We start from the raw sequence: 26,020 nt of genomic DNA on the forward strand, positions 1-26,020 counted from the left end.
TATAACAGCAGTTCAACGGGGATAAAAAAAGGGAGGGAATTAGTTGTGGAAGAAAAACGTTATTCACCATCAGGTACATTAGCATTAGGCATTTTAGCTATTTTCCTACCTGTTATTGGTCTTATTACAGGTATCATAGCGATTATATTTGCTAACAGGAGCCTCAAGACTACAGAGGATACTGAGGCAATTAAAGCATTGTACTTAGGCGGAAGAGTATGCGCAATCATCGGTTTGTGCTATCAAGGGCTTTTCGTACTTTATTTAATTTTTATTATCGCGTTGGCTATTTCAATGCCTTATTAGTGATGAAAAAAACAGCCTCGGACATTAGTCCGGGGCTGTTTCATGATCAGGAGTTGTTAAATCAACATCCTCCAATTTATGCACTTTTGTTTTGTATTTCACTTTATAGATAATCCAGCACAGCAAGAAGATTGGAATACCAACATAGGAAGCAATAAAACCGCCCCAATCAAACCCGTTCTCTGTAAAGGATGAGACACTTTGCCCAATAATGACAAAGATACTTAAGGCGAGTGCAAATAGCGGCGCATATGGGTAAAACTTCGCTGTGTAAGGCAAGTCTTTAATGTCATACCCTTGCGCGACGTAAGCTTTACGGAAACGATAGTGACTGACAGCAATCCCAATCCAAATAATAAATCCGGTCATTCCTGACACGCTTAAAAGCCAAGTATAGACGATACCATTGCCGAAGAATGAGGTAAGAAAGGCCGCACATCCGACTGCTGCTGTTGCAAGCAAAGCGTTTACTGGTACACCATTGTTGTTAAGTTTGCCAAGAAAGCGAGGAGCTTTTCCTTCTTTTGCAAGGTTCCATAACATACGTGTGCTGGCATACATGCCGGAGTTACCAGCTGACAGTACAGCAGTCAAAATAACAGCGTTCATGACAGAGGCAGCAAAAGCAATCCCGGCTTTCTCAAACACCAATGTGAAAGGGCTGAGCCGAACATCTTCGCTTGCCAAACTATCTGTTGTATAAGGAATAAGCATACCAATAACGAAAATCGCTAGAATATAGAACAAAAGAATTCGCCAGAAAACAGAACGAATCGCTTTCGGTATGGATACTCTTGGATTATCTGCTTCTCCGGCAGCAGCTCCTAACAGTTCGGTTCCCATGAAGGAGAACCCTGCTGCCATGAACACACCAAGCAGTGCAAGAAAGCCGCCATTAAACGGAGCATCTTTTATTGTGAAATTCGAGAAACCAGGAGATTCTCCGCCAAATATGCCGATGATCATTAATACTCCGACAATAATAAATACAATGACAGTAATCACTTTAATAAGAGAGAACCAATATTCGGATTCTCCAAAGCCTTTGACGGAAATATAATTTAACAAAAACATGATGATCAGGCTGATTCCGCTCCAAATCCAAGACGGTACATCTGGGAACCAGAAATCCATAATAAGCGTGACAGCTACGAGCTCAGCCGCAATTGTAGTTGCCCAGCTGAACCAATAATTCCATCCGAGGGCAAAGCCAAGTGATTCATCGATGAACTTGGTGGCATATGTGCTAAAGCTTCCGGATACAGGCATGAAGGATGCCATTTCTGCCAAACTGGTCATCAGAAAGAACACCATACTGCCAATTAGAGCATATGCGAGCAGTGCCCCGCCGGGACCTGCTTGACTGATTGCTCCGCCGCTTGCTAGGAACAATCCTGTTCCAATTGTTCCTCCAAGGGAAATCATTCCCAAGTGACGGGCTTTGAGCTTTCTTTGAAGTCCGGGTTCCGTCTTGTTATGTTGTTTGCTCACTTCTTTCACCTCGTCTATAGTATGGGCTTGTTTTATCTGTTTACTAAAAAAAGCCGCGGCGGATACACTTGCTCTATCCGAACGGCTTATTATATACAACAGCGTCATTCTAAATAAAAAGATAGTGCCAGCTCAAAATGTGCCGAGCTTCGGCAGTTTTACGCTTGAGAGATACACACATACAAGCTGTAAATTCGCATCAATTAATGAGTGGCTATGCAAATTGATGAGTTCTTATGCAATTGAAAACCTCTATAACCTTACTATACAAGGCGGCAGATTTCAACTGTAATTTAGAATGGTTTAATTTGGAGCTATCCGGTGCTTTGTGGCACTTTCATAGCCGCAGCCGATTTCTATTAAGGTAGATTCCTCAAAAGCACCAGCAGTAAACGTAATTCCAAACGGTTCTCCAGTCTTTGTGTAACCGGCTGGAACAGTTATGGATGGATATCCTGCTTTTGCTGCAATATCACACCCATGATAGCTTGGAAAGACAATAGCATCTAAAGCAGATTCTTTCATAATCTTATCAATGCCTTCAGTTTGGGATTCATGAATATCTGCTAAACGGTCCGCTAAATAGTCACTTTGTTTTAAGGTGCCGTCTGTTTTCTCAGCTGCTTCCAACAGATCCTGACCGTATGGTAAAGCGTTGTCGGTGTGCATGCGGTTCCAGTTAATAATCTCTTTCAGTGTATGAGCGGGTAAGTACGATTCCGCAGACTGCAAGTAGCGGTTTACCCCGTGTTTAAACTCGTGAAATAAGACGCTGGAATCCCGCGTGATTTCCGGCACATATACATCAATAAGCTCAGCGCCTTGCTCACGTAAGACAGCAAATGCTCTCTCCATCAGCTCCCGTCTGTCTTGGTCTATGCACTCTAACGTGCGTCCATCAATACCAAGACGTTTGCTTTTCAGCCCCTTGTCCTTCAGAAAATCTGTATAATCCGGCGCATGGGGTGCAGAAAGTGTTGCTGGATCCAGCGCATCCGAGCCTGCTATTACTTGGAGCAATATCGCTGCATCTCGAACAGTTCTTGTCATCGGTCCCGCAGTATCCTGGCTGTGTGCAATCGGGATAATACCAGTTCGGGAGACGAGCCCGACAGTTGGTTTAATTCCGACTAATGAATTACTGCTTGCGGGGCTGAGAATAGAACCACTGGTCTCCGTACCAATACCTGCAGCGGCTAGGTTGTTGGCTATGGCAGCTCCAGTTCCAGAACTCGAACCGCCAACGTCAAAGCTTCCATATGGATTGCGTACTTGACCGCCGCGGCTGCTAAAACCATTCGGCATAGGATCGGACATAAAATTAGCCCACTCTGTCATGTTCACTTTACATAAAATAATGGCACCGGCATCACGCAGCTTTTTGACAATAAAGGCATCTGATTTGGCATAGTGGTTAGCAAGCACTAGCGTACCGGCACTAGTGTGCATACCATCTGCTGTATTAATGTTATCTTTCAAGAGAATCGGGATGCCGTGAAGCTCTCCGCGTAAGCTATGGTCTTTTCTCTCTTTGTCCATCTGTTCAGCAAGAAACAAGGCATCAGGATTGATTTCCAACACACTGTTCGTGCCGTCTTTACATGAATCTCTTTTCGCAATTCGCTCCAGATAAGTCTGAACTAAAGTCACGGAGGATACTTTACCTGATGCAAGGTCTGCTTGTAAGGATGAAATACTGATTTCTTCAATCTTAAATTTACGCATAGACTAGATTCTCCCCTATAAAATGTGTATGATTAGAAAATCTGCTGTATTTGGACAAAACGGGCATTCATATAATTATACTAAATATTCTTTCAATAGGTCTCCCGTATTTTTTCCGATATAAAGGTAAATAAGAAAGGGGTATTAATTTGGATACATCAAAAACATCAGTGAAGATTGTTACAGCTGACCCGAGTGCACTGGGATTATTCGGTCTTGCAATGGTAACGCTTGTTGCATCTTCTCAGAAGCTAGGTTTAACGGATGGACTTTCTATGATCCTTCCATGGGCATTTTTCTTAGGAGGAATCGCACAGCTGATCGCTTCTATTCAGGATTTTAAACACAATAATATTTTTGGAGCCACAGCTTTTGGCGCTTTTGGACTTTTCTGGTTCGGCGTGGGTATGAGCTGGCTTATGCAGCTTGGTACACTTGGAGAAAGCTTGCAGACAGGAGCAGACGGACATCAGTTAGGCGTAGCTTTTATTGGGTATCTTATCTTTAGTCTCTTCATGACAGTTGGAGCTATGGGTACACATAAAGTATTATTCTTTATTTTCGTAGCAATTGACTTCCTATTTATTGGTTTATCTTTAAGTTCATTTGATATAGCATATGAAGTAACGCATACAATCGCAGGGATTGCAGAGCTAATCATTTCCCTATTATCTTTCTATGGTTCTGCCGCAGCAGTACTAAATGGTCATTATGGTCACACTGTGCTGCCAATCGGTAAAGCATTTGGCCGTTTCATTAAGAAAGACTAAAACGATTTATTAGTTAGTTGGCAAGGAGCATCGACATGGCAAGAAAAGATCAAACATCGAATACTTTACACAAAGGGTTGAAGAACCGTCATGTGCAGATGATTGCACTTGGCGGGGCGATAGGGACAGGCTTATTCTACGGTTCTGCTTCTTCCATCGGGTTAGCTGGACCAGCAATCTCACTTGCGTATCTAGTCGGTGGATTTATGATCTTCCTTATTATGCGCGCATTGGGTGAGCTGTCTGTTGACTCACCTAATTCTGGCTCGATTAGTTATTATGCCCAGCAGAATATGGGCGATTACTTTGGATTCATATCAGGCTGGAATTATTGGTTCAACTATATTGCCATCAGCATGGCAGAACTGACTGTTGTCGGCATCTATGTGCAGTATTGGTTCCCGGACATTCCGACTTGGTTAACAGCATTTGGTTTTCTAGTGTTGATTACCTGTATCAACTTATTGAGTGTTAAGTTGTATGGAGAATTTGAATTCTACTTTGCGATTATAAAAGTTGCAGCAATTATCGGGATGATCATTCTCGGTTTGCTCATCATTTTCACTGGCTTTGGCAATGGCGGTGTTCCTACTGGACTTTCGAACTTGTTTGATGAAGGTGGCTTTATGCCGAATGGCTTGACTGGCGTCGTCTTGTCGCTCGTTCTTGTCATGTTCAGTTTCGGCGGAGTGGAGCTGATCGGTATTACAGCAGGTGAAGTAGAGACACCGAAAAAGACGATACCAAAAGCAATCAATCAGGTTGTTTATCGTATTTTAATTTTCTATGTTGGTGCATTACTTGTCATTATGGCGATTTTCCCATGGAATGAAGTGGATGGCAATAGCAGCCCATTTGTCCAGATTTTTGATAGTGTTGGCATACCCGCTGCCGCTGGTATTTTAAATGTCGTCGTCCTAACAGCCGCAGTTTCTGCTTATAACAGCAGTCTGTATAGTAACGGCCGTATGCTGCATTCGCTAGCCCAGCAAGGTAGTGCACCTAAGTTTCTTCAAAAGGTGGACAAGCGGACAGGCGCACCAGTACCTGCTATCTTAGTTTCCTCAGGTGCAGCTGCTATCACGGTCGTTCTCAACTTCTTATTTCCTGAGAAAGTCTTCAGTTATTTGATGTCCATTGCAACAGCATCTATCGTCATCAACTGGACAATGATTATGATTAGTCAAATTAGATTTCGGAAACGAATAGGGAAAGAAGCAGAGCAGAAGCTGTCGTTCAAACTTCCGTTCTATCCGATATCTAATTATCTTGTCATGCTATTTCTAGCTGCAATCGTTGTAATTATGGCATATATCCCAGATTATCGACTGGCACTTGTCATTTTGCCAATTTGGATTGTTATCTTGTCTATCGGTTATATAGTAAAAAGGAAATAAGAAAATGCGTATCCGTTAGCGGATACGCATTTTTCATTATTTTATATATGCTGCAGTATTCGGAAACTGCCGTTGGACAGCTGGATATTAACATCAGATTGAGCTGCAATTTGAGGGTCATGGGTAACCATAATTACACACTTATTCTCCTGGTGTGCGAGATCAATAAACAGCTTTAGAATGTCCTTGGATGTTTCGTCATCAAGGTTCCCTGTCGGTTCATCTGCTACAATCAATTCAGTATCACAGCAGAATGCACGTGTGATAGCTACTCGCTGCTGCTGTCCGCCGCTAAGAGTGAGGACACGCTGTTTTGCCTGTTCTTCAGAAATACCAACTTTTGCGAGCATTTTTAAGATGAAATCTTCTTTGTTCTCCACTTTTGTCCCAGTAATGGCCATCGCTGATGCTATATTTTGATAGGCTGTCATATAAGGGATCAAATTGTAGGATTGAAAGACAATGGAGACGTAGTCGTGACGAAATTTGCCAAGTCCCATCTTGCGAATGGATTTTCCATCGTATTCAATATCACCTTCACGCGGTTTGTCCAATCCCCCTGCTAATGACAGGAAGGTTGTTTTACCAGACCCGGAAGTTCCAGTGATGGTGTAGAATGTATCTTTATAGAAATCTATATTCACCGTTTGAAAGAGTGGATTCTCTTTATCTGTATACCAATAGCTGACATTTTTAAAAGACAGTAGAGCTGTTTTCATCGTTATACCTGCTTTCTATTCTTGTTTAGTTAAAATGTTTTTTGGCTGTAATCGAAGGATGGCAATGGACGGAATCAATGCTGAGATAATCGCAACTGCCAATCCAATACCGCCAAGCAATAGGATGTTTTCCCATGTCACGTTAATATTCAGGCTGCTGACTGCGTCTCTAGACTGGCTGAATACATCAGACACAGCTTGTCCGGGACCGCCGCCCATCTGACCACGACCGCCAGGTCCTTGCTGCATAGAAGTTGAGACATTCTCTGCTGAGGCGGTTGTTTGCTGATCTAATAGTTGATTACCCAACACGTTTGCAATCGGGTTTCCGAATAAAGAAGACAATCCAATTGCTACGATGCTAGTTACCACAATTTCTGTTACAAATTGTCCTGCGAGCTTCCATTTGCTCTCACCAATGGCCATCAAAACACCCATCTCGTACTTACGCTCTCGAATAGAAAGCATAACAATTAAGGCAAGGATAATCGCACCGGCAACTGTGACAAGGTAGACGATATTTTTAGCAAATGATGCGACGTTTTCAATTGGCCCTACCATCTGCTGGTAGAGATCATCGTTTGCATCTAATTCATATACATCAAAATCGACATCCGTCTTCTCAGCTGCGGTAAGGAATGCATCAATGTTCTCTGCATCGTCCATTTGATATGTTATCGATTCTACGGTATCCGTATAATCTTCGCCTTTCAGCGTATTTGCTGCAGTATAAGGTACGTAAACCGTGTTGTATGGGTTCAAGAACGAGAAATTCAATGCTTGGTCACTGCCTGCAGAACTAGTCTCATAAATACCGACGATTTCTAATTCTTGTGTTGTATCTTCATCATTGGAGGAACTGATTGTGATTGTATCTCCAACTGCTAAATCGTTTTCCTCAGCAAGTGTTTGCTCAATTACAGCAACATTGCTGCCAGCATCAGATGCTTCAATACCGCGGCCATCAACAATTTCTGCTTCTCCATCGCTAAAGCTGTCTGCTCCATCGCTTGTTAGTGTACCGTTGACAGTCAGGTCAGCTTGGACCATACCGCCTCGGCCTTGATCTCCGCCAGGTGCCTGTTCACTATCTGTTTCACTGTTGTCACTTTCTGTTGAGGTGCTGCTTTCTATAATATCGAAGTCTTCTGCATTTGCTGATGCTGATACAGAATAGTTGTAGCTCTTCACATGATCCAAAGCTGCAATAGACGCTGCATCATCCAAACTTATTGGTGTACTGGTAAATTGCGGCGGTCCATCTGTCTCACTTTGCTCGCTTCTTTGCTGCTCCATTGCTGCTTCTCGGTCAACCTGCAGTGTCACAGATCCTCCGAGTTCTTGTCTTGCCAATTCACTAGATGCTTTGGCAGCAGATTGAATGGTTAATCCAGATAGTACAAACACACATATGACTGTGAAGATAACCAACTGAAGCAATGTCTTACCTTTTTTTGCTTTCATACTCCAAAATGCACGTTTTATAAAATTCATTACACCGTCTCCTTTACATTTTTCATGCCTGCAATAATGCTTCTGTGTCATGCCTGCTCTGACTAGTTGCTAGTATGAAGTCTCGTGCTGAAGTGCACATGAAAGCTAGCTGAAGATTTGCTGAAAGTGAAAAAATCGAGAATCTTCAGCTGTTTTTCAGCTAGTTGTTCCATAATAAAGAAAAAAGAAAGATTGGATGACAGGATGGAAAAAATTAAAGTTTTGATCGTTGATGATGAACAAACAATTACACAGTTTTTGATGCTCGGATTACAAAATGAAGGATATATAGTAGAAAGTGCTGCGGATGGAATGCAAGCAATTGCCAAAGCAGAAAAATTCGAGCCGCATCTTATTATTTTGGATGTGATGATGCCGGGAATGGATGGTTTTGAAGTATGTCGCATGCTGAAAAAGAAAGGCAGAAAACTATCTATTATTATGCTGACTGCCAGAGATCAAGTGGATGACCGGATTAGAGGGTTGAACGACGGAGCTGATGATTACTTAGTCAAACCTTTCAGCTTTGAGGAACTGCTTGCCAGAATGCAAGCGCGCTTGCGTAATCAATTCCCGGAAGTAGGTGATTCATTGCAAGCAGGTCCTTTGCGAATTGATGACCGGCGGAAGGAAACATATTTGGAAGAAGAGGTGCTAAAGCTGTCACCAACAGAGTATGAATTGCTCAAATACTTAGTAATGAATCAAGATATTGTGCTGAGTAAGGCGCTCATTCTTGATAAAGTATGGGGATACAGTTTCAATGGAGAAGAAAACATTGTAGAAGTGTATATACGGTCTTTGCGGGAAAAGCTGCATGATAAAGATCGGAAGCTGATTCGAACGATCCGTGGAGCGGGCTATCGCCTGGATGTGAGATGAAGAAAAAATTACAGCAATTAAAACCAAAAACGCTGAATAAACAGATTGTCGCTTTATCTTGTCTGATTCTAGCCATCATTCTAATCGTAATTGGGATTCTGCAGTATATTCTAATGAAAGATTTTCTCTATCAAAATGAAGCGGATGCGATACAGTCGCAGCTGCATTCGCTTCCGCCGGCATTATTAAATGATGATGCATCAGATATACGCCAGCCATTTCTGTTTGATCGCTCTTTAGCGAAGATAGATACCTCCGGAAACTACACGGATATGTCAGATGAAACGAGTCTTTCCAGTCCCCGCCTCGAACAGGAGGAGTTTCAGGCAGCTGTAAATAACAGGGGTGATAAAGACGCGCAATATATTGTCACAGACGATGAAGAGGGGAATGAGCAGCTTGTCGTTATCATTGCGGAGGGCCGCTTCGGTGAAATAACAAGCTATTTGCAAGCAGGGACAAAAACAGCACCTCTGAACGACGTCATTAATGGACAACTGCAAGTGTTCATCCTATTAGCTGTATTGGCATTAGGAGCAGGCAGCTTACTGTATACACAAGTAATAAAAAAAGCATTAGATCCGCTGCATCGGATTATTCGAAAGGTAGAACGAACAAGTGCTGAGAACTTGTCGGAACGGTTGGAAGAAGAAACAAAACAAGTTGAGATTAAACGGCTCACACTCGCATTTAACCAAATGGTGGAACGGATTGACCGTTCGTTTCAATCGGAAAGGGAAGCGAAGGAGCAGATGCAGCGATTTATCGCAGATGCTTCTCATGAATTGCGTACGCCGCTCACCTCCATTCATGGATTTCTAGAAGTGCTGCTGCGCGGAGCCGCGAATAACCCCGACCAGCTGTATCCTGCATTGGAGAGTATGCTGAAGGAATCGCAGCGTATTAAGAAGTTAGTCGAGGATCTGCTGTTACTTACCAAGCTTGATAAATCGGAAGGGCTGCAATTACAGCAAGTGAACTTGAATCAAGTATTAGAGGAAATGCAGCCACATTTTGAAATGCTGGCTGGGAATCGGGAGCTGCTTTTTTTAATGAAGGAGCAGATTGCGGTGGAGGCTGACAGAGATAAGCTGAAACAAGTACTGCTGAACTTGTTTTATAATGCTGTCCAGCACACCAATCCCGAGCAAGGCGTCATTGAAATGCAATTGCAAACAAATCATGCTGGAGCGGAAATACGTGTCCGTGATAATGGCTCAGGTATACCTGCTGCACATGTAGCGCATATATTTGATCGGTTTTATCGCAGTGATAGCTCGCGTACACGTCAGCAAGGCGGTGCAGGACTAGGTCTATCCATTAGTCATTCTATTATAAAAGCCCATCAAGGTACAATTGAAGTAGCGAGTGAAGAAGGGAAAGGCACAATTTTCACTGTGCTGTTACCGAAAAAAAGCAGGAACCTATAACAGGTTCCTGCTTTTTCATTTAATCTTCAAGCGAGATTTCAATCTTACCAACTGAACCATCTTTGCTGTCTGCTTTCACTTCAAACTCCAATCCGTAATCCGGTACTTTACGTCCGGCATCTGGAAGTGCTTTGTTCAAGTAGTTGTTAACATCCTTGAATTTATCATAGCTCTTTGTATGGTTATCCTTGAGTGTCAAACCAGTTGTAGAACGATAATCAAGGAACATTTTTTCTGACTTGTCTTTACTAAATGCAGCGTCATGGATTTGATAGCGGCTGGAAGCAACAGATTTATCGCTCCAGTAAAGCGCTTTTTGGTCCGCATCCACTACACCTAAGAATCCTTCACCTGGATGCGTGCCTGTCCAATTATTGTCATAAGAATTATCAACGTACCATACAAGAAGACCAGTGTTGTAGCTCATTAGGCTGTCGCCTCGGCGAATATGGGCAAGACCTTCATCAACACCGTTATGGGTACGCCATTCGAGCAAGTAATAATGCTCGGATAGAGACACACCTTTATCTTGTGAAAATCCATTTAGTTCAAAGCTGCTGTCAGCTTCTGCATCGTCTGTAAGGATAGAAGTCCCGTCTGTGGATACTTGGATATCGTCGACATAGAATCCAGCGTTGTTTACCGCTACATCTGTCCAGTAATTTAATGAAAGCTCAATTTCCTGACCTGCATAAGCGCTTAAATCAAAGGTTGCATCTACCCAGCCATCAGAAGTACCAGTGATACCATTTCCTGGGTTCTGCTCATTCGGATTATCTGTAGTCGTGATGGAACCAGGAACTGTCTCTCCGTTTACTTTCACAGAAGCGTAATCCCAGTCTTGTTCAATGTCATACCATGTCTTGAAAGTAAGCTCGGCTGACGAAGCATTAGTCAAATCAACCGTTGTTGTCATATTGTTATCAAGGTCATTTCCTTTGCCGCTAAAGTACGCATAAGTACCGCTGGCAGGTTTGGTAATCTCTTTTTCCTTATCTGGCAAATTCACACGAATGACATCATTATTGGTTCCTTTTGTCGCAGCTTCATCCAACAGCAGCTCAAGGCCGTCGTCATCTAAATCTTTGACATCAATGGTTGTACCGCTAAGCCAGTTGCCGCCATGCGCATTTTGCAAGTATTCCTTTGCATAAGCACTGAATCCAGACGGCTCTGTTCCCGGAACATCACCAGCCCAGCTTCCGCTTGCCATGATGGACCAATAAGCGACAGCTTCACCTTGACCTGTATAGTTTGTGTCATACTCATCCGGCAAGCCTAAGTCATGGCCATATTCGTGTGCAAACACGCCCATTGCGCCATCTTCCGGCATCATTGTATAATCATATGCCGCCAGCTGTCCGTCAAAGCGATCACTTTCAGAGCTTCCGCCCGGAACAGCTATAAGTCCGCCAAGATTCCAACGGTGAGACCAGATTGCATCTGAGCCAAGGCTTCCGCCGCCAGCTTCCTCACCAACACCTGCATGAATAACCATCAAGTGGTCAATGATGCCGTCGGGCTCATCGTAGACGCCGTCACCATCATAGTCATTACGATCCCACTGATCGTATTCGCTAAGGTCGACATTCGGATCTTCCGCCGCTTTTGTTAAAGCTTCATAAACCAATTCCCGTGCAGCTGCATCACTGCCGTCTGGAGCAGGGTCATTTCTGCCGTAATAAGCAGCAGGATGGTCTGCTGTATACCATCCGGCAATTTCGCCATCAACTGTATAGCTTCCGCCGGATTGATTTTCATAATACTGTTTCATGGTAGTGAAATTCTGGCCATCGGGACCAGTGTAGCCATCCTCACCGAAAACCATATCTTGGTAGTGGTCGTGTGTATAATCCTCATACCACATATCTGTTTCTTCTGGTGTAATGGAACTGTTCTGGTAGTCTGGGAAGTCGATTGCCAAGACAAGTACTTTGTCTTCACGGACTTCTCCGTCATATGCTTCTTCTTTTACATTATCTACTTTCTTATTTTTCTTTTTATCTTTCCCTTTCTTCCATGAATCTTCTCGCTTAGACTGGCTCGCAGCATTATCTGCATTCCCATTCTCTTTATCTGTGTCGCTTACAACCGTTTCATCAATTTTTGCTTCCTCTAATTCTTCTGGAAGTGGTTCTTTCGCAGCTTCTGCACTTTTTTCTTCCCGCTCTTTCAAGTAGGCGTTCACTGCTTCCTGTGCTTCTGTTTCAGTAGCATCTTTACTGATCCTTCCTTCTTCTTTAAGTAATTCAATCAGCTTATCTGTATTGGCAATGGCACTGTCGAAAGGTCCGCCTTGTGTGGTTTTCGGTGAATAGGTTACAGCAGGTACTTCCTCTGCGGTTGAAGCTTCTGCTTCTTGTGCGGGCGTCAATGATAAAGTAAAAGTGCTAAATCCAATAACAGCTGCCATCGCAGAGGCCATCCATTTATTCTTCTTCAAGCATGTCACTCTCCCTTGTGCTAATAGTTTAAATAGTCGGAAAACAATAAATGTATGTAGGTAAAGTTTTCCTTATGAAATAGTATAGCTTCAAGTTTGCTAGATTCACAATGGTTCTTTAGAAGGGGGAGAGGCAGCTTGGACCTTGATTTCATGCGGTTTTCGTGAGTTATTCTCACACAATCTGACAGAATTAGAAGGAAAGTTGGGAAAGGTGACAGTAAAAATGATTACAGATAATATATAAATATGTAGAAGCATGCAGGAAGTTGGGAAAGTGGGAAACTGCTGAAAATTATGCTTATTACTCTGAAAATAAGCAGAAATACCTAGCTGGAATTTTCTATTTCGCATCATTACCTATTTGGTAGTTACAATAACTGGAATTAACATATAATAGATTGTAAGGGGGGAGCAAGTTTGTGGAGTAAAGTAGGTATTACAATGCTGATCATTGCGTTTCTGCAGTTATTCACGCTGCATCTAGCAGAACAATTCACTGTAATCTCTAAATCACTATTTTATTATCCGGCAGGAAGCGCCCTATTCGGTAGCTTTTGCATCGCATTGATGTACATAGTAAAGGAAAGAGGAAGCTAACTGGCTCCCTCTTTTTAGGTGTACAAAACGTCTTCCTTGTCATCTGATTCCTTGAAGCCTGCTTGAAGATATAATTCGAAGGTGCCTTCTTGAAAGAATAGTGGGAAGGCAGTACGAACGACATCCTGCATGGGCAGCTCCATCACTTCTGACTTTTTGAACCAAGATGGCTTCCCTTCTCGTGATTCTGTCAGTAAGTGACCGGAAAATGAGCTTGTGATATAGTAAAAAATGAGATAACGAACATTTTGTTTCTTGTTCACATAATGCTGTATACCTTTGTATTCTAAGTCCCGCACATCCAGCCCGGTCTCTTCTTTTACTTCACGAATGGCGCTGGAAGTAAGACTCTCCGGAAAATCCACTTTCCCTCCAGGCGGAATAAAACCGCTGAAATCATCATGCTGCCGATTTAATAAAAGTACGTGATCTTCTGTGTGCACCATGACCATGTTATAAAGTTTGTGGGCTATCATTTTAGTAGCCTGTTTCGACGGAAGCATTAACGATATACATCATGTCGTTTTTATCCTGTTTCTCCTCTAAGAAAATAGCGCTGGAAGTCAGCATCCCGCCGTCGATTACTTCCACTGTAACAGTACCGTATGGGATTCGAGCTTTTACTTGTTCGATATCCAGCTTGTTCTTGTCAGCAGGAACTGCGAGCCGTACATTCACCTTCATATTATGTAAATCGTTTTCAGGAAGCACACTTTTAATACCTGGCATTGAGTTTGTGTGAATGGCATTCACAACTGCGCGGACTGCAGCCTTGGTCACGTCTTGACCATGGACATCAACACCGAATCCAGTTTGGATGAACATGATTTTATCCATATAATCACTCCTTGTTCTCGTTATCTTAACTGTATCACATCGGGAACAAAGAATTCTATTAGCTGGGTGTACATTTGGTAAACTGATGAAGAGAGGAGTTATGCTTGTGAGTTATGTAGAAAATCTCCGTAAATATGTCGGGCATCAGCCGGTCATTTTAGTTGGGGCGTTATGTTTGCTTTTTGATCGTGAAAACCGTGTGCTATTGCAGCAGCGGGTTCATCCTCATGAAACGTGGGGTTTGCCAGGAGGATTGATGGAGCTCGGTGAATCAGCAGAACAAACAGCCGCAAGGGAAGTATTAGAAGAGACAGGGCTGACTGCAGAGGGTTTAGAGCTGGTCGATGTGTATTCTGGGAAAGATAACTTTGCTGTAGCTGCAAATGGTGATGCATTCTACAATGTAACCATTGTTTACCGTGCAAATGCTTACCATGGAGAGCTCATGCATGAAGAAACGGAATCAATCCAGCTGGCATTTTTCCCGCTGAAAGCATTACCGGAAAAGATGATCGGCAGTCACCGGCGTATTTTAAATGACTTTAGTGAAAAGGAGTAGCTGCTTAGGCTATTCCTTTTCATCCTCCATGCCTCATTTCTTCACGGCATGGAGGAAACAGTAATCTCAATGAGCACAGATAGTACTGCCAGCGCAATGAGCATAGAGGTAGATAGCGCTAATAACCGGCCGCTAATGTCCATCTTATCTCTGCGTTCCCATAAAAAGAACAGACCAGCGCCTAGTAACGCGGCAGCTCCCCAGATGATAAGGCCGGGCGTGTTGAAGAGCTTTTCCCATGCTGCCAGCCAAAACACTAGTATAACTAGGTGGACAGTGCAAACTGTAAAGTTAGTAAATTGTCTTGTTACCATCATATGCATTACCCCCTATGTCACTATCCTAGCACAGCAGACGAGTCTATCTATATAGAAATTCTCTGTAATACTATGTCTCTTGTGTCACAGCTCTGGCAGTTGACTGTCGCTCGGTCAGCGAGAAGGAAAGTGGTTTAGCAGTATAGGCGGCGTCTGTTAACAGGGCATGCATGCGATGAAAAGTTTCTGCTCCCATTTGCTTTAACGGGTTACACACATGCGTCAGCTCCATAAGACCAGCGATGTCACTTTGATCAGATTCAAAACCGACCAGACCCAGCTCGTCTGGAATATGAATACCTTCTTTTCGGGCTTCTGCTGCCATGCCGGCAGCGACGTAATCACTTGCATGAATGACTGCATCAGGCATTCGTTTGCTGACTAGCAGCTCTTGAAGAGCTTTACGTCCATCATCAACAGTGAACGTTTCGTTTAAGATCCACTCCTTATGAATGGGAAGGTCATGTCTTTTCAATACATCCTCAAACGCTTTCTTCCGCTCCAGACTATTTCTGCTTTCTGTTCTGCCGATTGTGCAAGCGATGCGGGTATAGCCCTTTTCAATCAAATGCTCCAGACCAAGCTGAAAGCCCGCATAATGGTTCATATAGATGGACGGTATTTTCGGATGCTGTAAAGGCTCACACGTCATGATCGGCCCGTATTTTGTATAGGTGCTGACTTTTTCCCAACTTGTTTCACAGCGCAAAATAATCAGTCCATCGAGGCGTTTTTGGCGCAGCATCTCCAATGCCTCCAGTTCCTGCTCAGGCTTTCCATTCGTTTGATAAAGTAACGTTTGATAATGGCAGGAAGCGCCTGCCTCAGCTATGCCTTGGACGATTTGCATAAAATAGTGGCTTATAGATGGAGATACAATGCCAATCGTATTTGTTTTGCCTTTTTTCAGCTGAACAGCATTGCTGTTTTGTATGTAATCCAACTCATCAATAATTTTCTGTACTTTGTTTCTTGTCTCTTCGTGAACGTGCGGGTGGTGATTGAGGACACGGGAAACAGTGCTGCGGGAAACCCCAGCCAGCTTTGCGATCTGCTTGATATTACTCATGTACATCACCTCTTTAGAAATCGCTTTCTTTCCTTTATTGTAGCGGAAAATAACCATTTTGTATGCTTTCGGTTACTCCTTTACAATTTCCTTACGAATTTGTGCTTGACCTGGGATGCATTCCAGCATATAAGCTTTATTTGCAGAGATAAACATAACCAAACAGGAGGCCGAAATCATGGGAAAATTGAAGATTGTTACAATTGGCGGAGGTTCCAGCTATACACCGGAAATTGTAGAAGGATTCATTAAGCGTTATGAGGAGCTGCCCATTACGGAGCTTTGGCTTGTCGACGTGGAAGCAGGAAAAGAGAAGCTGGAGATTGTAGGAAACATGGCAAAGCGTATGGTCAAAGAAGCAGGACTTCCAATTGATGTACATTTGACATTGGATCGCCGCGAAGCTTTGAAGGATGCCGACTTTGTAACGACACAATTCCGTGTTGGTCTATTGGATGCCCGTGCAAAAGATGAGCGTATTCCATTAAAATATAATGTTATCGGTCAGGAAACAAACGGACCAGGCGGCTTGTTCAAAGGCTTGCGGACAATTCCAGTCATTCTTGGTATCTGCAAGGATATGGAGGAGCTGTGCCCGAACGCTTGGCTCGTAAACTTCACAAATCCAGCTGGTATGGTAACAGAAGCAGTGCTTCGTTATTCCAATATCAATCGAGTTGTTGGCTTATGCAATGTGCCGATTATGATGAAAATGCAAGTAGCAGAGCTGCTCGGTGCAGATGGAGATCGCGTGCATATTGACTTTGCCGGGCTGAATCATATGGTATTTGGTTTGAATGTGTATTTGGACGGCGAGAATGTAACAGATACAGTGCTTGATAAAATGACGAGCGACGACAATAAGATGACGATGCAAAACATCAAAGCGATGAACTGGGAGCCTGGCTTTATCAAAGGCTTGAAGGCGATTCCTTGCCCATACCATCGTTATTATTATAAAACATCCAGCATGCTGGAAGCAGAGCTGGAATCAGCGGATAACGAAGGAACTCGTGCTGAGGTCGTGCAAGGCGTGGAGCGTGACTTGTTCGAGCTTTATAAAGATCCGAATTTGGCGCATAAACCAGAACAGCTGTCCAAGCGCGGCGGTGCGTACTACAGCGATGCAGCTTGCAGCTTAATTAACTCGATTTACAATGATAAACGTGATATCCAAACAGTAAACACAGTGAACAACGGTGCGATTCAAAGCATTCCGAACGATTCAGCCATTGAAATCAACAGTGTCATCACAAAAGACGGTCCAAAACCAATCGGGATCGGTGACTTGCCAGTTGCCGTACGCGGACTTGTTCAGCAAATCAAATCATTTGAGCGTGTTGGAGCAGAAGCTGCCGTAACAGGTGACTACAATACGGCGCTGCTGGCAATGACAATCAATCCGCTAGTTCCTTCTGATGAGACAGCGAAGAAAATCATGGATGAGATGCTGGAAGCACATAAAGAGCATTTACCGCAGTTCTTTAATAAAGTGGAAGCATAAAAAGAATAAAAATAACCCGCGCTAAACTGCGCGGGTTATTTACATATGTATATATTATTCTGCAACTTGCTCTTTCTGTTCTTTTCTCGCTGCATATATAGCACTTATCTGACTGATTAGTATGCGAGGTAAAACCAGTTGATGCTGCCTTCTAGAACAAGCTGATAGATAAGCTCAGCACTAGCAAAAAACCCGCTATATAGTGTAAAGTCAGCCAATTTTCCATCATACCCCACCTATTAGTAACACGAAAAATACCTATTGTATAACTATAATACCGAAATATGGGCTACTATTCAGCTGTTGGAAGCAGATTCTTTCCCTATTTTCCTCCCTATCCAAAAATTACAGCTACTATAACTGCCAGAAATCGGGTAAGCTATCCACAAGAACATTTGTTCCCTTTTGGAGGTGGAGAGAATGGATTACAGCGGATTTCAACAGCATGAGTTGCTATGTGTGGATATGCGGAGTTTTTATGCCAGTGTAGAATGTGTGAAACGCGGCTTGGATCCGATGACGACATTGCTTGCGGTAGTCGGAGATACGAAGCGGCCCGGCAGCATTGTACTGGCAGCAAGTCCTGCATTGAAGAAAAAGCATGGTGTTAGTAACGTGAGTCGTTATTTTGAACTGCCGGAAGATCCGGACATCGTGATTGCGGAAGCACATATGAAGGATTATTTAGAAGTTTCCGTAGCAATTACGGAGCTGGTTCACGAGTATGTGCCGATGGAGGCCATCCACGTCTACTCGGTTGATGAGTTTTGGGTAACACTTGATGGGACGGAACAGCTGCATGGATCAGCAGAAGAAACAGCAGCCAAGCTGCAGGCAGATATTTTGGAGCAATTTGGAGTCACAGCAGCAATCGGAATTGGAGATAATAAGTTTCTCGCTAAAGTTGTTATGGATATTCACGCAAAAAAGCAGGCTTCTGGCATAGCCGTTTGTCGGTATCAAGATGTTCCGCGCTTATTATGGCCTGTTCCGATACAAGATATTTGGGGAATAGGGCGACGGATGCAGCGAAACTTGAACAGAATGGGCATTGTGACACTCGGTCACTTGGCAAATGCTTCTTTAGAGCAGCTCAAGAAACGGTATGGTGTCATGGGAGAGCAATTGTATTGGCATGCATGGGGAATTGATGAAAGTGAAGTGCTCGGTGATTTTGTTAAACAAGAGCAAAAGAGTTATGGACATGGCATTACCTTGCTTCGCAATTATAAGGGGGAAGAAATCCCGACAATCATCTTGGAGCTGTGTGAAGAGGCTTGCAGGAGGGCAAGACGGGATAAAAAGGAAGGCAATACCGTGCACTTGTCTGTTGGATATGCGAGTCAGTACGGCGGAGGATTCAGCCGCTCTCGTTCCTTCACCAGTCCATCCAATTTGACGACGGATATGTATAAGCTGTGCATGGAGTTATTTTATGAGAATTACCAAAAAGGTCACGAAGTCAGACGTGTGTCTGTCTCCCTGACCAATTTATATGATGAAGAAGCAACGCAGCTCAGCTTGTTCGAGGACAAAAGCAAGCAAAAGGATTTGAGCAAGGCAATGGATCAAATCCGAGCTCGCTTCGGAACGACCGCTATACTGCGAGCCAGCAGTTATAAAGCTGCCGGAATGACAATCGAGCGCAGTTCAAAAATTGGCGGTCATCAAGCTTGAGGTTATGCTGCTGCCGTTTGTTTAAACAGACGGCGCAGCTTTGGTACATAAAGGATAAGAAAAACAGAGCGTCCAAGACTGAACAGCAGAAACGCGAGCCAAAGTCCATGGTTGCCCAGCGGCTGAAGCGAGAAAAGTGCAGCCAGATAAAGCAGCACTGCTAGTATCATTGAATTACGCACGAACCTTACTTCTGTCATGCCGGTGAATACACCGTAATAAACAAGACCAAGACTAGCCACAAGCGGAAACAGAACAAGCCAGTTTGCGTATGTGCTGGTTAGATCAATAATATGCTGCTGGTCCGAAAAGAGCGGGTAAATCCACTGCTTTCCTGCCAGGAAAACAAGCGCAAGTGTAATACCTATACCCAGTCCCCACTGAAAAGACAGCCGCAGTGACTGCGAGAAGAGTTTTTCATTGCGTTCGCCAAGTGCTCGGCCAGCAGCAATGCTGGAGGCATTGGCGAAGCCGTCAAAGAAGTATGCCATCATATAATGAATCTGAATAAGGATTGCATTAGCTGCTAATACGTCCTCTCCAAATGCAGCGCCATTTGCAGTAAACAGATTAAATACAACAAGCAGACAGATGGTTCGGATAAACAAATCACGATTCACTTTCATCATCTGCCACATCGGTTTAGGATCCAGTGCACGCTTGAGCAGCTGTATAAATGGCTGCTGCCAGATGCTTCCGGCATATTTTCGCAGCAGCACGAAGCCGAACACACAAGAAAAGACCTCTGCAATGAGGGTGGATGCGCCTACCCCGGCTACACCCCAATCCCACACATGAACTGCCAAGATACACAGAAGGATATTCAGCACATTCGTACTAATCTGCAGAATAAGTGTCGCTTTAATATAACTCATGCCAATCAGCCAGCCGAGAATAACATAGTTTGCAAGTGCAAAAGGTGCTCCCCAGATTCGAATGGAAAAGTAAGCTGAAGCGCTGACATTTACTGCATCACTCGCTCCCAAGAAGGAAAGGGAGTAGTGCAGAATAGGCTGCTGAATCAAAACAAACAGCAAACCGACCAAAAAAGCGACCACAAAAGGCCGCAATAGTGCCATTACATGTTCTTCTGTATCAAGACTAGTTGAAGCTTGCGCTGCAAAACCAGAGGTGCTGACCCGCAGGAAACCAAAAAGCCAGTACATGGTATTAAATATAATGGTGCCAATTGCTACTCCGCCAATATAGGAAGAATCGGAAAGCTGACCGACAACGGCAGTGTCAACAACACCGAGCAGCGGGGTTGTGATTGTCGAGAGGGTCAGCGGCAAAGCTAAGGCTAGATACTGTTTATGCTGCATATGTTCTCCTTAATAGTAGTAATTACGAATAATATAACGCAACTATTTACAGAAGTAAACGTTATTTGCTTCCAAACATAAACGTCATCGTATTCACGCGCATATTAAGGATCAGTCCAAGCGAAGCAAGTGTAATGACAAGCGCACTGCCGCCATAGCTGATCAGAGGCAATCCAAGTCCGGTAACAGGCATCAATCCAATACTCATGCCGACGTTCTGGAATATCTGAAACGTTAAAAAGCCAGCAATTCCAGCTCCGATTAGGGAACCGAAGGAATCATGATAACGCTGAGAAATCATGATGATTTTGTAAATAAGTGTGAAGTAAAGCAGCAAGACGATACTCGTGCCAAGGAAGCCAAATACACCGCCAATAACAGCGAAAATCAAGTCAGAGTATGCGTATGGCACGTGCGGTAATTGCTCATAGCCGCTCATATTCCCAGCTCCAATTGCCATAATTGATTGGTTAAGCTGATAGCCCGAAATAGCATATTTCTCCGGCTGCAGCCAGCCATAGAATCGACTTGCCTGGTAACTCGGCAGCATACCAAGTATTCGGTCAAAGAAAAAGTCGGGGGCTGCGAAATAGGTAATAGCCAACGCTAGTACAACCGTAATAGGAATCGAGAAAATCAATAGAATTGTTTTCAAACGCACACGGGAAACAATCAGCATTACGCCATAAATAGCCAAATAAACCATGGCATTTCCAAAGTCGGGAAACTTCATTACAACACCAACAGGAATCAATGTAATCAGCGTCAGTTTTCCAACAAGCAGCATCTCTTCTTTTAGCGTAGGAGATGTTTCGGTCCCTTTACTAATAACTTGAGCAAGGTACAAGATCAAACCAATCTTCATCGACTCCGCCGGCTGGAAGGAGAACCCGCCAATCGAGTACCAACCGTATGCTTCATTGATCTCTTTAGAAATACTGGATGGTGCAACGAGAATACCGATTAACAGAAACAGGAAAAATAAGTAAATAAAGAGTGAAAGACGCTTTATAATGTCTAAATCAAGGAAGAATGAGACAACAAAACAGCCTCCTAAACCAACGACATACCAGACAATTTGCTGCACAACAAAATATTCACCCTGCAGAATTTGGACTTGATATAAACTGACAAGGCTTGTCAGGCCAAGCAGTACGATAAGTGAAAAATATATATAATCGAATTTCTCAAAGTATGATTGTAGTCTTTGCATCGTTTCACCATTTCATAAAGTAATAAGATATGACTCTATCGTAACAGAAATTTCCAATGAAAAAAGCCGCATTTCGCGAAAATACGACTTTTTTTCTATTGATTAATGGTGATGGTGACTGCCGCTATCCTTTTGTTTTCTTTGTTCTTGTTCTTGCAGAATCTTTTGTTTCTCTTCCTCTGTCAATTCTCCGACTCGGAGCTGTTTTGTCGGCATCAAATGGATATTATCTACAATAACGTCTGCTTTCACATAATAGACGCCTTCTGATGGAAATGTATATTCCAGTTGATAGCCTCCGTCTTCTTTACGTGACGCTGGAATCGTTTCTGCTTCGGCTTTGTTGTCATCTTTCCAAACAAGGAAGGTAACGTCTGCTTCCTTGTCGAGGGCCTTTCCATCACTCGTCAGCAATACATCAATGCGAGGAACGGAATTAGCTTCAATTGAGTCGGGGACTTCAATGTTCACGTTCACTTCTTTCCGTTGGGAATAGTGAGCAGCTGCATCCGGATCAGCGGAGCAAGCAGCGAGCAGGAATAACATCAGTAACAAACTTGTGATGACAAGTCTTCGCATCTGCTTTCCCCCTTTCTTAAGCATTGAAAAACCGTTTTAGTGCAGGTACACGCGGGATAACGAATCGATCAAACAGCCAGACAATGATAATGGAAATTCCGACAAGCGGGAAAACGATGCCCAGGATAATTATGATGGCAATGACACCTTTCATAACCTTATCAGAAGGTGCTTTTGGAGAACCGAGCTTTCCTTTCGGCTTGCGAGAAAGCCAGAGAATGAATCCACTCACTGCGATACCGACAATTCCCAGACAAACAATCACACCGATAATTTGATTCCAAATGCCGAATTCGGTTCCTTTGTGAATGGTAATACCATACGCAATAATCTTGCCTAGCAATTGATAATTATCATATCGATAGTCTGCGAGAACAGCTCCTGTATACTGATCAATATGCATCGTCACTTCATCACGAGCATTTGGCGGGAAAGCAGACAGCGTGAACACGCCATCATGTGTTTGCGGAATCATAATATTATAGCCGGGCTTAACGCCTTCCTCATCGGCTATTTGAACGACATCATCGACAGACAGCTGTGCATACTGCTGGTTAGCAGATACTGGGACTGGCAGATTTTCAGCAGACCATGGCACATCAGCTATTTCTTTTGTTTTCACATCAGATGCCGGTGCATCACCGACCCATACGGAAGGCGGGTAGCCAATGCCGGCGTTTGTCGTTAGTGCCTGAAAATTATTACCCCATAAGCCTGACCAAGGAAGGCCGGTGAGAATGAGGAAAAGCAGTCCTAAAGAAATCCAAAACGCTGGTACAACGTGCATATCGCGTGCAAGCAGTTTCTTTCCTTTATTCAGTCGCGGAACAAGTACACCGCGGATTCGCGTCTTTGATTTAGGCCAGCCTAAGTAAACACCGGTAATAAGCAATATAAGCGCCCAGCAGGCAGCCCATTCTACGATACGATCCCCGACAGTTCCCATTAAGAGCTCACCATGGATCTTTTCTATAACATTAACAAGACGGTAGGATTCCTCCAGTTTGCCAAGTACCACGTTTGTATAAGGATCGACAAACACAGTAAATGCAGTACCATCCTGCTGTATGCCTATTTCTGCAGAACGATCTGGACTGTCGCTCGGTCGATACGACGTTACAGCTGCATCCGGATAGATCGTTTCTACCGTATCAATCTGTTCCGATGGAGTTGTGACAGTCGTCTGCGGTGTCACTTCATAGTAATCCTTATAAAGGGCAGCTTCAATTTGAGGCTTAAAGAGATAAATACCGCCAGTGACAGCCAAAATGATAAGAAATGGCATGATAATGAGACCAGCGTAGAAATGCCAGCGCCAAACGGACTGATAAAGAGAACGGCGTCGCAGTTTCTTCTTAGGTGCCGGTGGCTTTTGTTGTGCCTCCATTCATTGGACAACTCCTTTTTCTATATAAAATGGAATAATGAGCGCAATAGTACAAGCATAAGCGTAGGCCAATTTTCCCTCCAATACAAGTAGGAAAGAGCATGATATTATGACCATTTCTTGAACTTCTTCAATATAATTTGTAAAGCGCTTCCATTGCGTTGTCTTAGAGGTTAAAACGCTGATGGGACAGGCTTTTGCGCTGTGACATTCCTTGACATAGTATCCTATAGTGATAGCATAGATAACTGATAACAGAGATCGAAATATTCTAAAAGGAGCGATTAGGTATCTTAACTAACAAACGGATTATGTATGTAGGAGCAGGATCAATGGCAGAGGGAATGATTGCCGGCATGTGCGGATCAGACAGCTTGCAAAATGAGCAGATTTTCGTGACGAACCGAAGCAACGCTGCACGCCTTCGTGAGCTGCAGGAGCGTTACGGTCTCACCGCAATTTCGCAAAGTGATGTGGATTGGCACGGTATGGATGTAATCATACTCGCAATGAAACCGAAGGATCTTACTGCTGCATTGATCGAATTGCAAGACAAGGTTCAGGAACAACAGGTGCTTATATCAGTAGCAGCAGGCATCCAGAATGAACAGATCGAGCATTATCTCCCAAAAAATCAACCCGTTGTTCGTATTATGCCTAACACCTCCAGTACCATTGGCGAATCAGCTACAGCCATTGCACCAGGAAAACATGTATCAGCTGAGCAGCTTAACATGGTAACAGAACTTGTGGCGGCCTTTGGCAAGGCGTTTGTTATAAAAGAAGATCAAATGGATGTATTCACAGGCATGGCTGGCAGCGGACCTGCTTACTTTTATAAGCTTATGGAACATTTCACTGAAACAGGTGTAGCTGCAGGATTTGACCAGGACACCGCCAGTCAAATTGGCATTCAGACGATGCTTGGAGCAGCCAGAATGTTAGTGGAAACAAAAGAAGACCCAGCCTGTTTACGAAAGAAGGTTACGTCTCCAAATGGAACAACAGCAGCGGGTCTGGAAGCATTGAACGATGCAGGAGCAGGAGAAGCGATGACAAAAGCTATTCTATCCGCAGCAGAACGATCAAATGAAATTAGTGAGGATCTAAAAAAACAATTGCTGACACGCTAATGCCATTCTGGACACTCGGTCAAAATTCGAAAACTGGAGGAACTTATCATTTCTAAACCAGCAACAGAATTAAAGCGTATTGTCGTCAAGATAGGAAGCAGTTCATTAACGAGTTTACACGGAGAAATAAGCCGCAAAAAACTTGAAAAGCTAGTAGAGCAGCTAGTGAAGCTGAAGGACAATGGTTATGAAGTATTGCTAGTTTCTTCAGGTGCAGTAGCAGCCGGCTACCGCAAACTAGGCTTTCTGGAGCGTCCGAAATCACTTCCGGAAAAACAAGCTGCAGCTTCAATCGGTCAAGGGCTTCTGATGGAGGCTTATTCGGACCTTTTCCTGTCGCATGGCTATGTTGCGTCACAAATTTTGATTACCCGCGGGGACTTCTCGGATGAAACCCGCTATAATAATGTTAGAAATACAATCAATGTATTAGTAGATCGAGGTATTATCCCGATCATCAATGAAAACGATACAGTTACAGTTGACAGGCTTCGCTTTGGCGATAATGATACCCTTTCAGCAAAGGTAGCTGGCTTGGTTGGAGCAGATTTCCTTGCAGTCCTTTCTGATATAGATGGATTGTATACGGATAATCCCGCCAAAAATCCGGAAGCAACACGTATTGAGCTTGTAGAAGCAATCACAGCGGAAATAGAAGCGGCAGCAGGCGATGCTGGCAGCGCGATTGGTACCGGCGGCATGAAATCCAAGCTGGATGCCTTCAAGATAGCAATGGCTTCTGGCATTAAAGGCTTTCTCGGAGAAGCAACAGCAGAAGACATTATCTATCGCTCTGTACTTGGAGACGCGGAAGGCACTTATTTTGAGGCCAGTGAGGATATAGACTCTCTGAACCGCAAAAAACAGTGGATTGCTTTTAATTCCGGTCCCGTTGGCGAAATTATTATTAAGAATATCAATCAATCACCTATATTAATCAATTTGAGTGACATCCAAACTGTGAAAGGCAACTTCAAAAAAGGCGATGTGGTCCGAATTCAGAATGAAGCAGGAGAAAGAATTGGACTTGGCATCGTGAACCAAGATGCATCTGAGCTTTGGCAGGCATTGGCGAGTCCAGTGAAGAATATGGAAGAGACGATCGTTGATCAAGAAGCGTTTGTTTGTGAACTGGATCATACTGTACCGATTCAATAATATACAAG

At 43.6% G+C, this 26,020-nt stretch carries 24 protein-coding genes; 11 read left to right on the forward strand and 13 right to left on the reverse strand.

Translation table 11 applies throughout. From position 1 onward, the window contains the following. The first annotated feature begins 45 nt into the window (after nt 1–45). Entirely contained in the window at nt 46–306 is a 261-nt protein-coding gene (locus CRO17_RS00405) for a hypothetical protein (RefSeq protein ID WP_097038210.1), read from the forward strand. A 24-nt stretch (nt 307–330) separates the two neighbouring features. Here the strand turns inward: CRO17_RS00405 and CRO17_RS00410 are convergent, their stop codons facing one another. Next, a complete protein-coding gene (locus CRO17_RS00410) occupies nt 331–1,806 on the reverse strand; it encodes an amino acid permease (RefSeq protein ID WP_281253799.1) in 1,476 nt (491 codons plus the stop codon). A gap of 294 nt (nt 1,807–2,100) precedes the next feature. Further along, entirely contained in the window at nt 2,101–3,522 is a 1,422-nt protein-coding gene (locus CRO17_RS00415) for an amidase family protein (protein WP_097038214.1), read from the reverse strand. A 149-nt stretch (nt 3,523–3,671) separates the two neighbouring features. Here CRO17_RS00415 and CRO17_RS00420 point away from each other — a divergent pair, with 149 nt between their 5' ends. Together CRO17_RS00420 and CRO17_RS00425 are read left to right on the forward strand one after the other, a co-directional pair. Continuing rightward, a complete protein-coding gene (locus CRO17_RS00420; RefSeq protein ID WP_097038216.1) occupies nt 3,672–4,292 on the forward strand; it encodes an acetate uptake transporter in 621 nt (206 codons plus the stop codon). Between the two features lie 35 nt (nt 4,293–4,327). Continuing rightward, entirely contained in the window at nt 4,328–5,689 is a 1,362-nt protein-coding gene (locus tag CRO17_RS00425) for an amino acid permease (RefSeq protein WP_097038218.1), read from the forward strand. Nucleotides 5,690–5,730: 41 nt separating this feature from the next. Here CRO17_RS00425 and CRO17_RS00430 read toward each other — a convergent pair whose 3' ends face one another. Beyond that, nucleotides 5,731–6,408, reverse strand: a complete 678-nt coding sequence (locus CRO17_RS00430; protein WP_097038220.1) for an ABC transporter ATP-binding protein — start codon at nt 6,406–6,408, stop codon at nt 5,731–5,733. A 15-nt stretch (nt 6,409–6,423) separates the two neighbouring features. Further along, on the reverse strand, nt 6,424–7,902 hold the full coding sequence (locus tag CRO17_RS00435) for an ABC transporter permease (RefSeq protein WP_097038222.1): 1,479 nt from the start codon (nt 7,900–7,902) through the stop codon (nt 6,424–6,426). Between the two features lie 204 nt (nt 7,903–8,106). Between CRO17_RS00435 and CRO17_RS00440 the strand changes: the two genes are divergently transcribed. Both CRO17_RS00440 and CRO17_RS00445 read left to right on the forward strand, forming a co-directional pair. Then, nucleotides 8,107–8,784 (forward strand): response regulator transcription factor, encoded by a 678-nt coding sequence (locus tag CRO17_RS00440; RefSeq protein ID WP_097038224.1) that lies wholly within the window; start codon nt 8,107–8,109, stop codon nt 8,782–8,784. Beyond that, nucleotides 8,781–10,214 (forward strand): sensor histidine kinase, encoded by a 1,434-nt coding sequence (locus tag CRO17_RS00445; protein ID WP_097038227.1) that lies wholly within the window; start codon nt 8,781–8,783, stop codon nt 10,212–10,214. The genes CRO17_RS00440 and CRO17_RS00445 overlap by 4 nt, the downstream gene beginning before the upstream one ends. 19 nt (nt 10,215–10,233) lie before the next feature. Here the strand turns inward: CRO17_RS00445 and CRO17_RS00450 are convergent, their stop codons facing one another. After that, complete coding sequence (locus CRO17_RS00450) at nt 10,234–12,639, reverse strand: immune inhibitor A domain-containing protein (protein ID WP_425444399.1); 2,406 nt, start codon at nt 12,637–12,639, stop codon at nt 10,234–10,236. 438 nt (nt 12,640–13,077) lie between these two features. On the opposite strand from CRO17_RS00450, the gene CRO17_RS00455 reads away from it, so the two are divergent. Then, nucleotides 13,078–13,257, forward strand: coding sequence for a hypothetical protein (locus tag CRO17_RS00455; RefSeq protein WP_097038232.1), 180 nt, complete (start codon nt 13,078–13,080; stop codon nt 13,255–13,257). A 14-nt stretch (nt 13,258–13,271) separates the two neighbouring features. Here the strand turns inward: CRO17_RS00455 and CRO17_RS00460 are convergent, their stop codons facing one another. Both CRO17_RS00460 and CRO17_RS00465 read right to left on the reverse strand, forming a co-directional pair. Next, a complete protein-coding gene (locus tag CRO17_RS00460; RefSeq protein ID WP_245864513.1) occupies nt 13,272–13,733 on the reverse strand; it encodes an 8-oxo-dGTP diphosphatase in 462 nt (153 codons plus the stop codon). Between the two features lies 1 nt (nt 13,734). Continuing rightward, entirely contained in the window at nt 13,735–14,094 is a 360-nt protein-coding gene (locus CRO17_RS00465) for a Lin0512 family protein (protein ID WP_097038234.1), read from the reverse strand. Between the two features lie 106 nt (nt 14,095–14,200). On the opposite strand from CRO17_RS00465, the gene CRO17_RS00470 reads away from it, so the two are divergent. Next, nucleotides 14,201–14,653: an NUDIX hydrolase gene (locus tag CRO17_RS00470; protein WP_097038236.1), complete on the forward strand. Its 453-nt coding sequence runs from the start codon at nt 14,201–14,203 to the stop codon at nt 14,651–14,653. A 41-nt stretch (nt 14,654–14,694) separates the two neighbouring features. Here the strand turns inward: CRO17_RS00470 and CRO17_RS00475 are convergent, their stop codons facing one another. Both CRO17_RS00475 and CRO17_RS00480 read right to left on the reverse strand, forming a co-directional pair. Beyond that, nucleotides 14,695–14,970: a hypothetical protein gene (locus CRO17_RS00475; protein WP_097038238.1), complete on the reverse strand. Its 276-nt coding sequence runs from the start codon at nt 14,968–14,970 to the stop codon at nt 14,695–14,697. A gap of 70 nt (nt 14,971–15,040) precedes the next feature. Further along, complete coding sequence (locus CRO17_RS00480) at nt 15,041–16,039, reverse strand: LacI family DNA-binding transcriptional regulator (protein ID WP_179636746.1); 999 nt, start codon at nt 16,037–16,039, stop codon at nt 15,041–15,043. Nucleotides 16,040–16,217: 178 nt separating this feature from the next. Between CRO17_RS00480 and CRO17_RS00485 the strand changes: the two genes are divergently transcribed. Further along, nucleotides 16,218–17,543, forward strand: a complete 1,326-nt coding sequence (locus CRO17_RS00485) for a 6-phospho-beta-glucosidase (protein WP_097038242.1) — start codon at nt 16,218–16,220, stop codon at nt 17,541–17,543. Nucleotides 17,544–17,963: 420 nt separating this feature from the next. Then, nucleotides 17,964–19,220, forward strand: coding sequence for a Y-family DNA polymerase (locus tag CRO17_RS00490; RefSeq protein ID WP_097038244.1), 1,257 nt, complete (start codon nt 17,964–17,966; stop codon nt 19,218–19,220). 2 nt (nt 19,221–19,222) lie between these two features. On the opposite strand, the gene CRO17_RS00495 is transcribed toward CRO17_RS00490, so the two are convergent. The 4 genes from CRO17_RS00495 to CRO17_RS00510 form a co-directional block, all read right to left on the reverse strand. Further along, complete coding sequence (locus CRO17_RS00495) at nt 19,223–20,542, reverse strand: MATE family efflux transporter (protein ID WP_097038246.1); 1,320 nt, start codon at nt 20,540–20,542, stop codon at nt 19,223–19,225. 61 nt (nt 20,543–20,603) lie between these two features. After that, on the reverse strand, nt 20,604–21,755 hold the full coding sequence (locus tag CRO17_RS00500) for an FtsW/RodA/SpoVE family cell cycle protein (RefSeq protein WP_097038248.1): 1,152 nt from the start codon (nt 21,753–21,755) through the stop codon (nt 20,604–20,606). A gap of 102 nt (nt 21,756–21,857) precedes the next feature. Next, nucleotides 21,858–22,334: a FixH family protein gene (locus CRO17_RS00505; protein WP_179636748.1), complete on the reverse strand. Its 477-nt coding sequence runs from the start codon at nt 22,332–22,334 to the stop codon at nt 21,858–21,860. A 16-nt stretch (nt 22,335–22,350) separates the two neighbouring features. Continuing rightward, a complete protein-coding gene (locus CRO17_RS00510; RefSeq protein WP_097038252.1) occupies nt 22,351–23,721 on the reverse strand; it encodes a PepSY-associated TM helix domain-containing protein in 1,371 nt (456 codons plus the stop codon). A 311-nt stretch (nt 23,722–24,032) separates the two neighbouring features. On the opposite strand from CRO17_RS00510, the gene proC reads away from it, so the two are divergent. Beyond that, complete coding sequence (gene proC / locus CRO17_RS00515) at nt 24,033–24,854, forward strand: pyrroline-5-carboxylate reductase (RefSeq protein ID WP_097038253.1); 822 nt, start codon at nt 24,033–24,035, stop codon at nt 24,852–24,854. Nucleotides 24,855–24,902: 48 nt separating this feature from the next. Next, on the forward strand, nt 24,903–26,012 hold the full coding sequence (proB, locus tag CRO17_RS00520; protein WP_097038256.1) for a glutamate 5-kinase: 1,110 nt from the start codon (nt 24,903–24,905) through the stop codon (nt 26,010–26,012). Nucleotides 26,013–26,020: the final 8 nt, after the last annotated feature.

The organism is Terribacillus aidingensis (assembly GCF_900215625.1).
Taxonomy (GTDB): Bacteria; Bacillota; Bacilli; order Bacillales; family Amphibacillaceae; genus Terribacillus; species Terribacillus aidingensis.

Excerpts from the sequence above, each read along its gene's own strand:
- CRO17_RS00415 (WP_097038214.1), bottom strand. The coding sequence starts at position 3,522 with ATGCGTAAATTTAAGATTGAAGAAATCAGTATTTCATCCTTACAAGCA.
- CRO17_RS00425 (WP_097038218.1), top strand. The coding sequence starts at position 4,328 with ATGGCAAGAAAAGATCAAACATCGAATACTTTACACAAAGGGTTGAAG.
- CRO17_RS00430 (WP_097038220.1), bottom strand. The coding sequence starts at position 6,408 with ATGAAAACAGCTCTACTGTCTTTTAAAAATGTCAGCTATTGGTATACA.
- CRO17_RS00435 (WP_097038222.1), bottom strand. The coding sequence starts at position 7,902 with ATGAATTTTATAAAACGTGCATTTTGGAGTATGAAAGCAAAAAAAGGT.
- CRO17_RS00440 (WP_097038224.1), top strand. The coding sequence starts at position 8,107 with ATGGAAAAAATTAAAGTTTTGATCGTTGATGATGAACAAACAATTACA.
- CRO17_RS00445 (WP_097038227.1), top strand. The coding sequence starts at position 8,781 with ATGAAGAAAAAATTACAGCAATTAAAACCAAAAACGCTGAATAAACAG.
- CRO17_RS00450 (WP_425444399.1), bottom strand. The coding sequence starts at position 12,639 with ATGGCCTCTGCGATGGCAGCTGTTATTGGATTTAGCACTTTTACTTTA.
- CRO17_RS00460 (WP_245864513.1), bottom strand. The coding sequence starts at position 13,733 with ATGATAGCCCACAAACTTTATAACATGGTCATGGTGCACACAGAAGAT.
- CRO17_RS00465 (WP_097038234.1), bottom strand. The coding sequence starts at position 14,094 with ATGGATAAAATCATGTTCATCCAAACTGGATTCGGTGTTGATGTCCAT.
- CRO17_RS00475 (WP_097038238.1), bottom strand. The coding sequence starts at position 14,970 with ATGATGGTAACAAGACAATTTACTAACTTTACAGTTTGCACTGTCCAC.
- CRO17_RS00480 (WP_179636746.1), bottom strand. The coding sequence starts at position 16,039 with ATGAGTAATATCAAGCAGATCGCAAAGCTGGCTGGGGTTTCCCGCAGC.
- CRO17_RS00485 (WP_097038242.1), top strand. The coding sequence starts at position 16,218 with ATGGGAAAATTGAAGATTGTTACAATTGGCGGAGGTTCCAGCTATACA.
- CRO17_RS00490 (WP_097038244.1), top strand. The coding sequence starts at position 17,964 with ATGGATTACAGCGGATTTCAACAGCATGAGTTGCTATGTGTGGATATG.
- CRO17_RS00495 (WP_097038246.1), bottom strand. The coding sequence starts at position 20,542 with ATGCAGCATAAACAGTATCTAGCCTTAGCTTTGCCGCTGACCCTCTCG.
- CRO17_RS00500 (WP_097038248.1), bottom strand. The coding sequence starts at position 21,755 with ATGCAAAGACTACAATCATACTTTGAGAAATTCGATTATATATATTTT.
- CRO17_RS00505 (WP_179636748.1), bottom strand. The coding sequence starts at position 22,334 with ATGCGAAGACTTGTCATCACAAGTTTGTTACTGATGTTATTCCTGCTC.
- CRO17_RS00510 (WP_097038252.1), bottom strand. The coding sequence starts at position 23,721 with ATGGAGGCACAACAAAAGCCACCGGCACCTAAGAAGAAACTGCGACGC.
- proC (WP_097038253.1), top strand. The coding sequence starts at position 24,033 with ATGTATGTAGGAGCAGGATCAATGGCAGAGGGAATGATTGCCGGCATG.